Raw genomic sequence first — 13,185 nt, 5'->3', positions numbered from 1 at the left:
GGAAGGGGAGCATGCAGATATGTTCAATATATTGGTTGTGGATGACGAACCATTGATTTGTAAAGGATTGAGCAATTTATTAGCTTCATCCGGGCTGGATATTTCTAATATCTATACAGCTAATAGTGGATTTGAAGCACTAGACTGTATACGTATGGAGGAAATTGATCTGCTCGTTACGGACATACAGATGGGTGCGATGAGTGGAATTGATTTGATGCAGCATGCCAAACTAGCCAAACCATGGGTACAGACCATCGTGATTTCTGCTCATGAGACGTTTCAATATGCTCAAATGGCTGTTAGGCTCGGGGCAAAGGACTATTTAATCAAGCCTTTGAATAGTGAGCAGTTTTTGGATTCGGTTCGAAATGTGCTCCTTAAGATGGGGAAGCCCTCACCAGAACTAGATGTCTTCATGTCTGGAATTAACGAAAGCTTTCGACTGGAAGAGCCGCTGCCGGAATATAGCAAGCTCTTGAACGAATTACTCACTGACCCTGGAGTTGTACTAGCTGAGGGAGATAACCTCCTGAAGCTGGATAACCTGAAGCTACAAGGGCCGTATTTTTCCGTCTTAAAACTTAAGGTGCCACTGTCTGGAGCGAACCAGGAAAAGCAGTATACTATGCGGGACAGACGGCTTCTTTGTTATGCTGCGCTGAACATTGCCAAAGAATTAATGGATCAGGAATGGAACTCGATAGCCTTTTATGCGCCGGATGGAGAAATTACGATCATTATTCAATGGGATGAAAAAAGCTATGAGGATTCTTCTGCCGGCCAAATCAACAGGCTAGATATACTTGGTCGTAGTCTACATTTTAATATCCATAAATATTTACATCTGAACGTAGTCATTGGCATTAGCCAGATTTTAAAGGGGCTTTCGTTTATGGCCGTTTTGAACCGCCAAGCCTCTAATGCAATTCTCTGGAATAATGAGCATAGTGACCATTACGTGTTCTATTATGGGGATTTCAACTGGAACAGTTACACGAGTGATCCTTCTGTAGAAGAACTTCATACGCATAGCAATCTGATCGTACAAAAAGCAAAAGAATATATTGACGAGAACTATGCTCAAAAAGGACTGACGATTCACGATGTGGCTAAGAAAAATCATGTTAGCCCCAATTATTTGAGCTACCTATTTAAGAAAAATACAGGTTATAACCTGTGGGAATATGTAATTAAGCTCCGGATGGAGGAAAGTCGGGAGATGATTTTGAATACCGATCTTCGCAGATACGAAATTGCGGAACGTGTGGGTTATGAATCGCCCGAGCATTTTAGTAAAATTTTCAAAAAATATTATGGGATTAGCCCCAGCGAATTGAAGAAGTAAAAACACTCATGACTTCGGTAGATATAGACATGTTCAGTACAACCCTCATTTCCTACAATTTAAGGTAGGAAGCATTTTGCGAAAAATGCTGATAGAACAATGGAATGAGGGAGCCTGATGAATCAAACCGCAGTAGTAACCGAAAACCCGGCGACGCTGAAGGGGACACCGTACAAGCAAAACCGCTGGAAGAAAAACTTTTGGGGATATATGTTCCTCGTACCTGCCGTAATTATTTTTATTATGTTCTTGTGGGTTCCAATTTTTAAAGGCTTACTGTACAGCTTCTACCATGTTGATTTTGTGAAAGGTAATAGCTTTGTAGGCTTTGAGAACTACAGTAGAGCACTTAGTGATCCAGATGTTTTGACCGCATTAAAGAACACTGGGTATTACATGTTTCTATGTCTTATTATCGGTTTTTGGGTTCCGATTGCTTTTGCTATCATGATCTCGGAGCTGAGAAAGTTTGGGGGCTTTGTACGTGTAGCGGCTTACCTTCCTTTCGTAATGCCTGGTGTGGTTCTCTATGGACTGTGGAGATGGCTTTATGATCCGGTGGGCCCGATTAATGCGTTACTAGGCACAATGGGTGTGGATCAGGTTGCCTTCTTAACAGATACAAGATGGTCGATGATTTCCCTTGTGTTTATGGAAACATGGCAGCAGTTCGGATCAGGGATGCTAATATACTTAGCTGCTGTACTCAGCATTCCAAGAGATTGGTATGAAGCCGCTGAGATTGATGGAGCAGGTATATGGGCACGTATAAAGTACATCACATTGCCTTCACTGCGTAATTTAATCTTTTTGATGCTGATCCTGCAAATTATTGGTACTTCACAAGGGTACCAGTCACAGATGGCGCTGCTTGATGGCGGGCCAAATAATACTACGCTTACCTATGCGCTGTTGATCGTGAAATATGCATTTACAAGACTCGATTATGGAACAGCTACTGCGCTTGGCATGTTAATGTTCATTGTCCTAGGTGGTTTGGGCATTTTACAGTTCAAGCTTAACAAGGAGGACTACTAAGATGAAGAGCGCAGATAGAGGAATTCTTTCAGAACACGATTTGAAAAAAACAAGTAATAAGATTGTTTATGGCTTGATGTGCGTAGTCATTTTGGTTATGGTTTTTAGCATGCTGTACCCGATTTGTATGACGTTATTCAACGGGTTGAAGTCGAATCAAGAGGTGAATTCATTCCCGCCTCATTTTTTCCCTCAGGAATGGCACTTCAGTAATCTTAAAGATGCGATGAATTACATTGATCTACCCATGTTCCTTAGAAACACCATTTATATCTTTTTAGGGAATATGGTCGTGACGCTTGTCGTATTGGGAATGTCAGCTTTTAGTATTTCTCGTATGAATGTTCCTTACAAAAGAGCTATTTATTTCTTCTTCCTGATGACATTGTTTATTCCGGCGACCAGTTACATGATCCCGAACTTTGTCAATTTGAAGGAGCTTGGATTGCTAAATCAGTACGCGGCCTTCTGGTTGCCAGCGGGAGCGAACACGTTCTACTTTCTATTGTTAAAGAACTTTTTTGACGGAATTCACCCGGAAATCTTTGAAGCAGCACGAATTGATGGGGCCTCTGAGCCGAGAAGCTTTTTCTCCATTGCCGTGCCACTATCCATTCCGATTTTTGCTACATTAGCGATCTTTATCTTTTCTACCGCATGGAATGACTGGTTCTGGCCATCTCTGGTTATGCACAGTGAAGAGAAATATACGCTTGCGACAGCCATTTATAAATACGTTATTAATGTGAAGGCACTCAATACTAATATTAAATTTGCAATCCTGTTTATAGTATCCTTGCCTCCAATCATTGTCTTCTTGATTTTCCAGAAATTCATTATGCGTGGGGTTGCTTTGTCGGCAGTGAAAGGATAAGCAATTATCGACGAATTTACCCACGGATCGTAAACATGCACATGAAAGGAATATAAATGCACCTCGTTTGTAAACGGTTTCTAATTTATGATCGATATGTAAGATAATTATGAGTTGAAAAGGGGAGTTTCAATGCGTAAGTACTCTAGCGTTCTACTAAGCGTACTTGTAGCCGGATCGTTGTTATCTGCTTGCAGCGGCAACAATAACGGAAACACAGCGGGAAACAAAGGCGGGGAAGCATCTACTGCGCCAACAAATGCGGTAACGGATAATACAGCAACCGCTACAGAGGCGCCAGTGGATGACATTACTCAAAGAAAAGTGACGATCAAGATTCACTATCCAACACCTGACTTGACTGAAGTGAGAGCGCAAGAAGATGACAAGATTAAACGTTTCCAGGCTGAATATCCAAATGTTGAAATTGTTAAAGACGACTGGCAGTACAATGTAAGTGAAATCGGAATCAAAATGGCTGCGAATGAAGCACCAACCTTCTTTAACACCTATGCTACAGAAGCTAAATTCCTGGTGGAAAAGGGCTGGGTTGCTGACATTACGGATCTTTGGAACAAATACGAATTTAAGGATCAAATTAACCCAGTACTGCAAAATCAGTTCATCATTGATGGTAAAGTTTTCGGAGTAACTCAAAAAGGTTATGTAACAACTACTATGATCAACAAAAAAATGCTGGATGAAAAAGGCGTTGCGGTCCCACCAATGGATTGGACTTGGGATGATATGCTGAATACGGCTAAAGGCGTAGCTGATGTCAAAAAAGGTATTTCCGGTATTGCTCCAATGGGTAAAGGTAACGAAGCAGGCTGGAACTGGACCAACTTCCTGTTCGAAGCTGGCGGTGAAATTCAAAAGGTTGAAGGCGGGAAGGTTGTCGCTACCTTTAATTCCGATGCTGGTGTTAAAGCACTGGATTTCTACAAGAAACTTAGATGGGAAGCTAACGCGATTCCTCAGGACTGGGCACTTGGCTGGGGCGATGCTGTAGGCGCATTCCAACAAAGTCGTACAGCTATGGTAATGGCTGGGTCCGATGGCGTAATCGAGCAAGCACTGAATCAAGGTGGACTGAAACCTGAGGATGTGCTCACATATCCAATGCCTGCTATGGAAAAAGGCGGCAAGCATACGGGGGTACTTGGTGGTGATTACCTCGTAATTAATCCGAATGCAACACCAGATGAGCAAGAAATGGCATTCCGTTATATCACATTTGATTACTTCTCTGATAAAGGTTTGGAAGCACTGGATGCAGTTCTTCAACAACGTACAGCTGATGGTAAATACTTTATCCCGCCACTCTTAGATTACTACTCAGCAGATTCTGAGTTTGGTAAGAAGACCAAAGCGGTTTATGACAAGTACACCAACGTATACCAATATAGCCCTGACATTATGGGACTTTTGGATGGTAAACCTGAAGCTCAATACAATACACAGGACTACTACGCAACCATGTCCAATGTCATTCAAGAGCTGTTCTCCAAAAAAGGAACGGATTCCAAGAGCCAGCTAGAAGCAGCAGCTAAAACAGTACAAGAGAAATTCTTTGATACGATTAAAGCGGAATAGTTTAATGCAAAAACCGGCCCCTTTGGGGCCGGTTTTTTTGTTGTGAAGATTTATAAATTTATAAATCTTCAGAAATAGTGATAATCTATTGGAAATTATTACAGTGTAGGAAAATCGTAATTGACTGTGATGAAGAGAATATATTTTTGTGTACTGATTTTAGATATATGGAATAAAAAGGAGCTGAAATTTTGCTTATTAAAGTATAATTCTAAGATTTAAAGGGTTTTATAGCACATAAAATGGTAAAAAGACTATAATATGATCGAATGAAAGCGCTTTGAAAACAAATCAAAAAAACTTTATACTTTGTGAAAGATTTCACTATACAAGGTGGAAATCATGTGATAAGATAAATGTGTAGAGAAAAACAACTAAAAATTGACAGGAGGACGAGGGAGATGGCAGTTAAGAACGAAGTCGCCGCCCAAGTTAAACAAGTTACCGCTGAAGAGTATATTCAGAATTTAGTGGATAAAGCAAAAAAAGCGCATGAGGCGTTCATGGCGCTAGACCAAGAGCAAGTTGACACAATCGTTCATGCAATGGCGTTGGCTGGACTCGACAAACATATGTACCTCGCAAAATTGGCCGTAGAAGAAACTGGACGCGGCGTATACGAAGACAAAATTACGAAGAACATCTTCTCAACTGAATATATCTGGCACGGAATTAAATACGATAAAACAGTAGGCGTTATTGAAGACAACGCTTATGATAGCTTCCAAAAAATTGCTGAACCCGTCGGAATTGTTATGGGTATCACACCGGTAACCAACCCTACATCCACCACGATGTTTAAAGCGTTGATTTCGATTAAGACACGGAACCCTATTATATTCGGTTTCCACCCATCTGCGCAAGAGTGTAGTGCAGCTGCTGCAAAAATTCTTCATGATGCTGCCGTGAAAGCTGGCGCTCCTGAGAACTGTATCCAATGGATTGAAATGCCAACAATGGACAAGACAAACGCATTGATGAACAACCCAGACGTTGCTCTTATCTTGGCAACTGGTGGTTCTGCAATGGTAAAAGCAGCTTATAGCTGTGGTAAACCAGCACTTGGCGTAGGCCCTGGTAACGTACCTGCTTTCATTGAAAAGAGCGCGGATATTGATCAAGCCGTAACGGACATCATTCTTTCTAAAACATTTGATAATGGTATGATCTGTGCTTCCGAGCAAGCTGTTATTATCGAAGAACCAATCTTCGATCAAGTGAAGAAAAAAATGATTGCTAATGGCTGCTACTTTGTGAATAAAGAAGAAGCTGCCAAACTGACTAGTGGAGCAATGAACGTAGATAAATGTGCGGTTAACCCAGCAATCGTAGGTCAATCCGCAGTGAAAATTGCTGAAATGTGTGGCATTCAAGTCCCTGCCGGCACAAAGATCCTGGTAGCAGAACTTGAAGGTGTAGGCACTAAATATCCACTTTCCGCTGAAAAATTAAGCCCGGTTCTTGCTTGCTACAAAGTTAAAAATGCAGATCAAGGTATCGAACGCGCAGCTCAAATTGTTGAATTTGGTGGTATGGGACATAGCTCGGCTATCCACTCCAACAACGAAGAAGTAATCATGAAGTTCTCTAACCGTCTGCAAACAGGACGTATTCTCGTTAACTCGCCTTCCACACATGGTGCGATCGGCGATATCTATAACACTAATATCCCTTCGTTGACTCTGGGTTGTGGATCTTATGGTCGTAACTCCGTGTCGCAAAACGTTACAGCAATCAATTTGATCAACGTGAAAAGGGTGAATCGTCGTACCGTGAATATGCAATGGTTTAAAGTACCTGACAAGATCTATTTCGAAAAAGGCGCTACTCAGTACCTGACCAAAATGCCTGATATCACACGTGTCGCAATTATCACTGACCCAATGATGGTTAAGCTTGGATATGTTGAAAGAGTTGAACATTACCTGCGTCAACGTCAAACTCCTGTAGCTATCGAAGTGTTCTCTGAAGTTGAACCAGATCCATCGACAACTACAGTTGAAAAAGGTACTGCAATGATGAACAGATTCCAACCGGACTGCATTATCGCACTTGGCGGCGGTTCCCCAATGGATGCTGCAAAAGGAATGTGGTTATTCTATGAACATCCAGACGCAGACTTTAATGGTCTGAAACAAAAATTCATGGATATCCGTAAACGGGTATACAAATTCCCTAAACTTGGTAACAAAGCTAAGTTTGTAGCGATTCCAACTACTTCGGGTACAGGTTCGGAAGTAACATCTTTCGCAGTTATTACCGATAAAACAACTGAACAGCACACCAAATATCCTTTGGCTGACTACGAGTTAACTCCAGATGTGGCTATCATTGATCCAGAGTTCGTATACAGCTTGCCAAAAACTGCAGTTGCTGATACAGGTATGGACGTATTGACACATGCTATCGAAGCTTATGTATCTGTTATGGCGAGTGACTATACTGATGGTCTAGCTATTAAAGCGATCCAACTTGTATTCCAATACCTTGAAAAATCGGCGCTGGAAGGCGACAGAGTAGCACGTGAGAAAATGCATAACGCATCAACACTTGCTGGTATGGCCTTTGCCAATGCATTCTTGGGTATTAACCACAGTTTGGCGCATAAATGGGGCGGACAGTACCACACTGCTCACGGTCGTACTAACGCGATCCTTATGCCACACGTTATCCGTTACAATGCTAAAAAACCTACGAAGTTCGCTTCGTTCCCTAAATATTCGCACTTCGTAGCTGATGAGCGTTATGCTGAAATTGCCCGTATTCTGGGATTGCCAGCTCGCACAACTGAAGAAGGTGTAACTAGCCTGATCAATGCTATTCGCGATATGAATAAAAAATTGGGCATCGAAGAATCGTTCCAACAACTGGGCTTTGATCCTAAGGACTTCGAATCCCGCGTAGATTACTTGGCTGACCGTGCGTTTGAAGATCAATGTACAACTGCCAATCCTAAGCTGCCACTGGTATCTGAGCTTGCTGATGTATACCGTAATGCGTTCTACGGAAGATTTGATAATTAATAAATGGTTAAATAGAGAATAGGATAGTTGTGGACTTAGATAAAGGTGACAAATATCACTCGAAAGGTGATATTTGTCACAGTGTTTTTATAGAAAATAAACTAGAATGTTTATATAAACAACGGTCCCACATATGAAATGTTGATTGTGAAATTTGGAACAACCACATCTTTTGGGGATCACGAGACACGGGATCAACCTTCAAGCCCGCGATCTCTACAAATATAATAAATATAGATGGAGGGATTTAGCATGTCGGTGATTGAAAAAGAAGTAAATGAAGTGAAGTCCGGTTGGAGAAGTTTTACAAAAGGTAAATGGTCCAAGAAAGTTGACGTTAACAACTTTATTGCTAGTAACATTAAGCCTTATGAAGGTAACGAAGAGTTCCTCGTAGGTCCTACTAGTAACACAACTGAACTATGGAAGATTATTTCTCAACTGAGCAAGGAAGAAAGAGAAAGAGGCGGCGTATGGGATGTTTCCCTAGATACTGTCTCCACAATCACTTCACACGCTCCAGGCTACATTGACAAGGACAAGGAACAAATCGTAGGCGTACAGACTGACGCTCCTTTCAGACGTTCCATTCAGCCATTCGGCGGGATCAAGATGATGGTCGATGCTACGAAGGCTTATGGCTTCGAGCTTCCACAAAACATCGTCGACATGTTCACGAACATTCGCAAAACGCATAACCAAGGCGTATTTGATGCATATACACCAGACATGAGAGCAGTACGTAAATCCGGCGTTATCACAGGTCTTCCTGATGCTTACGGCCGTGGACGTATTATCGGCGACTACCGCCGCATTGCTCTGTACGGTATTGATTTCTTGATTAAAGACAAAAAGCAACAACTAACTGAGCTTGAAGTTGATTCCATGACAGAAGAAGTAATTCGTTTGCGTGAAGAGCTGTCTGAGCAAATTCGTGCACTGGGCGAATTGAAAGAAATGGCAGCAGCTCACGGTATGGATATTTCCAAACCAGCGACGAACTTCAAGGAAGCTACTCAATGGGTATACTTTGGATATCTGGCAGCAGTTAAAGAACAAAATGGTGCGGCGATGTCCCTGGGACGTGTTTCTTCCTTCCTAGACATCTATGCAGAACGCGATATTGAAGAAGGTACTTTGACTGAAGAACAAGTACAAGAAATTGTCGATCATTTCGTAATGAAACTGCGTATCGTGAAATTCTTGCGTACACCTGACTATAATGATCTGTTCTCCGGCGACCCTACTTGGGTAACTGAATCCATCGGTGGTATGGCTGAAGATGGAACCACTCGTGTTACCAAGAACAGCTTCCGTTTCCTGAACACCCTGTACAACTTGGGTCCAGCTCCGGAACCAAACTTAACTGTTCTGTGGTCCGAGAGATTGCCTGAAGGCTTCAAGAAATATTGTGCTAAGGTTTCCATCGAAACTAGTGCAATTCAGTATGAAAATGACGATCTAATGCGTCCATACTGGGGTGACGATTATGCTATTGCTTGCTGCGTATCTCCAATGCGTATCGGTAAACAAATGCAGTTCTTCGGCGCTCGTGCCAACCTGGCAAAAGCTTTGCTGTATGCTATTAATGGTGGTAAAGACGAAAAATCCGGAGCACAAGTTGGACCGGAATTCCCAGCGATCACTTCTGAATATCTGGATTATGACGAAGTAATGAAACGCTTCAAACCGATGATGGAGTGGTTGGCTAAGACTTACGTTAACACTTTGAACATCATTCACTATATGCATGACAAATATTCTTACGAACGTATCGAAATGGCACTGCATGATCGCGACATTCTGCGTACGATGGCTTGCGGTATCGCTGGTCTGTCCGTTGCAGCTGACTCGCTGAGTGCTATTAAATACGCGAAGGTTAAACCGATCCGTAACGAACAAGGTATTGCAATTGACTTCGAAACCGAAGGCGAATTCCCTTGCTACGGTAACAATGACGATGCTGTAGACAGCATCGCAGTAGAATTGGTTGAAACCTTCATGACAATGATCCGTAAAAACAAAACTTATCGTGATGCTGTGCCAACTCAATCGGTATTGACCATTACTTCGAATGTAGTGTACGGTAAGAAGACAGGTACAACACCTGACGGACGTAAAAAAGGCGAACCATTCGCACCAGGTGCTAACCCAATGCACGGACGCGACAAGAAAGGTGCTCTGGCTTCACTGAACTCTGTAGCCAAACTGCCTTACTCCGATGCACAAGATGGTATCTCCAATACGTTCTCTATCGTACCTAAGGCACTAGGTAAAGACGATGAATCCTGTAAGTCTAACCTGGTACACATGATGGACGGATACTTCCATAATAACGCTCAGCATTTGAACGTTAACGTATTTAACCGTGAACAGCTGATGGACGCTATGGATCACCCAGAGAACTATCCACAATTGACTATCCGCGTATCCGGTTATGCAGTTAACTTCATCAAGCTGACTCGCGAACAGCAAATGGACGTAATTAACCGTACGTTCCATGGTTCGATGTAATTCGTTCCTATTTATAAAGATCTTTGATTTAAATTCTACATTGAAATAGTTGCAAGGAAGATACCGCCCTTGTCTCAAGGGCGGTAATATCTTGTTTGAGAATGGTTAAAATTTTAAATTTCACAGCCGCGATTAAGGGGAATGACAGTCTCAAGGACAGGGAGCTTCTTCGTGAAAGAGGGACTGTCAGTCTATCGTGGCGAAAGGATGACATCCTATGATTAAAGGTCGCATACACTCTTTGGAAACCTTTGGGACCGTTGACGGGCCTGGTATTCGTTTTGTCTTATTCATGCAGGGCTGCTTGTTGAAATGCCAATATTGTCATAACCCTGATACTTGGGCTTTAGATGAAGGCAAAGAAATGAGTCTGGAAGAAGTGCTTTCTGAGATCGAGCCTTATTTGAACTACTATCGTTCTTCCGGAGGCGGACTGACTGTATCCGGTGGAGAACCTACTTTGCAGGCACAATTTGTAAAGCAGTTATTTACGGAAGTTAAGAAACGTTGGAATTTGCACACTACACTAGATAGTAATGGTTATAATGAAGGTGACAAGATTAATGACTTGTTGGATGTTACGGACTTGGTAATGCTTGACTTGAAGCATATTGATGAAGAAGCACACATTAAGTTAACTGGAAAATCTAATGACCGGACCTTGAAGCTTGCACGCTGGCTATCGGATCATAACCGTAAGATGTGGATTAGACATGTATACGTTCCAGGCATTCATGACCGTGAAGAGGACCTTATCAATCTAGGTCGTTATATTGGAACCTTAAATGGCGTTGAGAAATTTGAAATCTTACCTTATCATCAAATGGGTATCTATAAATGGGAAATGCTCGGCAAGGCTTATGAATTGGATGGAGTGCCATCCCCTACGGATGAAGAAGTTCAGCGGGCGTACCGCTTAGTCGAAGAAGGTCGTAAGCAGACAGCGTTGGTATAATTCTTACCTACATTAAGTGGAGCCGTTCCTTCAGTGATTTACTGCTGAAGGAACGGCTTTTTTTGTTATGAGGGACGTCTGATGTCATATAAAGGGGTAATTTTGTATTTTCGCTTTAAAAAAATGGTATATTTACTGCTGTTAATTAACGACTTGGAAATACGTTATGATATATATTGTATCATTGCATTGAGTTTTTATGATTATTTTCAAAGTGTATGTATGGTTAAATCACGCTATAAAGCTTTTAATCGTAATTATTACTGAAATAAAGTTATATTATATTACATATTGTGTAGTTGATTCCGCTTTCATTAGAGATTTTTATCCCTATAGTGGATGAATCTTAACCTTACGAGAATGGAATCTGTTTTCTATAATAAGAAGTGTAAAGCACAACATTATATGGGGGGTCACAAGAAATGAAAAAAGGTATGACTTTGCTATTGTCCCTGATTTTTGTATCATCAGCTTTACTGGCAGGTTGCGGAGGCAACAACAATGCATCTTCTAACAAAGGAGATGGAAACGCTACCGCGACGAATGCAGCGGATGCTACAAATGCTCCAGCAACAGAAGAACCGGTTAGTAGCGAGCCGTTCGAAATGACGATTCGTCACACTCAAATCGGTGCCGACAAACAGAAACGTTTAGCTATTCTGCAAGAAGTAGTGAAAAAGGTAGAAGGCGATGTACCGGGTCTGACCTTTAAGCTTGATGGAGTAGATTCAGATGTAAACCGTAAAGAAAAATTACGTGGTGAAATGGCTGCAGGTAATCCACCAGAGATCTTCGATCTTTTCGGAAGCCCTGACTCTAAGATCTATGCTAAAGAAGGTAAATTACTCGATCTGACTCCAATCCTAGAGGAACTTGGAATTAAGGATAAATTCTCAAATCTTGATCCTTTCACTTATGAAGGAAAAATTTACGGATTGCCTATCGGTGGATCTGGTGAAGGTTTCTTCTACAACAAAGAATACTACAATAGCAAGGGTTGGAAAGCTCCAACAACATTTGCTGAATTGGAACAACAATTGGCTGACATCAAGGCTGACGGAAAAGTACCTTTGGCTGGTGCATCTAAGGCTGGTTGGGTACCACTTATGCTAGCTAACCACTTGTGGTCACGTTATGCAGGTCCAGATGTAACCGCTAAGTTTGCAACAGGCGAAGCTAAATGGACTGATCCAAACGTTGTAAAAGGTTTTGCGAAGTACAAAGAATGGGTTGACAAAGGATACTTCAAAAAAGGCGAACTTGGTTTCGAGTATGCTGAATATACAACACAATTCACTAGTAGCGAAGCAATCCTCTTGTATGATGGTACTTGGAAATCTTCCGTATTTAAAGCCGGACAATCTGGCGAAGGTTTGATCGGTAAAGTTGGATTCTTCAATATTCCTCCAGTTGATGGTGGCGTAGGCGACCAAACTGCATTGATGCGCGATGTAAACAATGGCTACGGTTTCTCTGCTTCTGCTGAGAAAGATCCACGTCAATTGGCTGCTGTGAAATCTTTCATCAAAAACTTGTTTAACGAAGAAATGCAATTACGTGGTCTTGTTGAAGATGGCGTATTGCCAGCAATGAAAATTGATCAAAACGTGCTGAATGAAAATATTACGGATGATCTGATGAGCGAAATCGTAGGTGTACTTAATAACTCACAATCTTCGTTCCCAGCATTTGACTCACTTGTTCAAGCTGATGTAACTACAGAAATCAGTAACATTCAAATTCAAAAGCTAATTGGTGGTCAGACAACTCCAGAGAAAATGGGCGAAGCTTTACAGAAGGTACAAGAAGAAGCAAACGCAGCAGTTGAATAAGTAGC

The 13,185-nt window shown here is 41.8% G+C and carries 8 protein-coding genes; all 8 read left to right on the top strand.

Going from position 1 to position 13,185, the window contains the following annotated elements; translation table 11 throughout:
- Positions 1-19: 19 nt before the first annotated feature.
- On the top strand, positions 20-1,348 hold the full coding sequence (locus NYE25_RS12605; protein WP_341052543.1) for a response regulator: 1,329 nt from the start codon (positions 20-22) through the stop codon (positions 1,346-1,348).
- Between the two features lie 117 nt (positions 1,349-1,465).
- Positions 1,466-2,386, top strand: coding sequence for a carbohydrate ABC transporter permease (locus NYE25_RS12600; protein ID WP_042129891.1), 921 nt, complete (start codon positions 1,466-1,468; stop codon positions 2,384-2,386).
- A 1-nt stretch (position 2,387) separates the two neighbouring features.
- On the top strand, positions 2,388-3,260 hold the full coding sequence (locus NYE25_RS12595) for a carbohydrate ABC transporter permease (protein ID WP_042190530.1): 873 nt from the start codon (positions 2,388-2,390) through the stop codon (positions 3,258-3,260).
- A 132-nt stretch (positions 3,261-3,392) separates the two neighbouring features.
- Positions 3,393-4,856 carry an ABC transporter substrate-binding protein gene (locus tag NYE25_RS12590; protein WP_341052546.1) on the top strand — a complete coding sequence of 488 codons (1,464 nt, stop codon included), beginning with the start codon at positions 3,393-3,395 and terminating at the stop codon, positions 4,854-4,856.
- A gap of 401 nt (positions 4,857-5,257) precedes the next feature.
- The gene (gene adhE, locus NYE25_RS12585; protein WP_042129885.1) at positions 5,258-7,879 is read left to right on the top strand and encodes a bifunctional acetaldehyde-CoA/alcohol dehydrogenase; all 2,622 of its coding nucleotides are present in this window, start codon (positions 5,258-5,260) and stop codon (positions 7,877-7,879) included.
- 252 nt (positions 7,880-8,131) lie between these two features.
- Positions 8,132-10,393: a formate C-acetyltransferase gene (gene pflB, locus NYE25_RS12580; protein WP_341052549.1), complete on the top strand. Its 2,262-nt coding sequence runs from the start codon at positions 8,132-8,134 to the stop codon at positions 10,391-10,393.
- Positions 10,394-10,610: 217 nt separating this feature from the next.
- Positions 10,611-11,348 carry a pyruvate formate-lyase-activating protein gene (gene pflA, locus NYE25_RS12575; RefSeq protein ID WP_076284458.1) on the top strand — a complete coding sequence of 246 codons (738 nt, stop codon included), beginning with the start codon at positions 10,611-10,613 and terminating at the stop codon, positions 11,346-11,348.
- 422 nt (positions 11,349-11,770) lie between these two features.
- Positions 11,771-13,180, top strand: coding sequence for an extracellular solute-binding protein (locus tag NYE25_RS12570; protein ID WP_341146029.1), 1,410 nt, complete (start codon positions 11,771-11,773; stop codon positions 13,178-13,180).
- Positions 13,181-13,185: the final 5 nt, after the last annotated feature.

Origin of the sequence: Paenibacillus sp. FSL E2-8871 (genome assembly GCF_038000345.1) — a bacterium.
GTDB lineage: Bacteria > Bacillota > Bacilli > Paenibacillales > Paenibacillaceae > Paenibacillus_AQ.
The sequence above is the reverse complement of the archived record's forward strand: the minus strand, read 5'-3'. Positions and strand labels throughout refer to the sequence as shown.

Bases quoted from the DNA above. Each gene is read 5' to 3' on its own strand.
- NYE25_RS12605 (WP_341052543.1), top strand. From the start codon at position 20: ATGTTCAATATATTGGTTGTGGATGACGAACCATTGATTTGTAAAGGA.
- NYE25_RS12600 (WP_042129891.1), top strand. From the start codon at position 1,466: ATGAATCAAACCGCAGTAGTAACCGAAAACCCGGCGACGCTGAAGGGG.
- NYE25_RS12595 (WP_042190530.1), top strand. From the start codon at position 2,388: ATGAAGAGCGCAGATAGAGGAATTCTTTCAGAACACGATTTGAAAAAA.
- NYE25_RS12590 (WP_341052546.1), top strand. From the start codon at position 3,393: ATGCGTAAGTACTCTAGCGTTCTACTAAGCGTACTTGTAGCCGGATCG.
- adhE (WP_042129885.1), top strand. From the start codon at position 5,258: ATGGCAGTTAAGAACGAAGTCGCCGCCCAAGTTAAACAAGTTACCGCT.
- pflB (WP_341052549.1), top strand. From the start codon at position 8,132: ATGTCGGTGATTGAAAAAGAAGTAAATGAAGTGAAGTCCGGTTGGAGA.
- pflA (WP_076284458.1), top strand. From the start codon at position 10,611: ATGATTAAAGGTCGCATACACTCTTTGGAAACCTTTGGGACCGTTGAC.
- NYE25_RS12570 (WP_341146029.1), top strand. From the start codon at position 11,771: ATGAAAAAAGGTATGACTTTGCTATTGTCCCTGATTTTTGTATCATCA.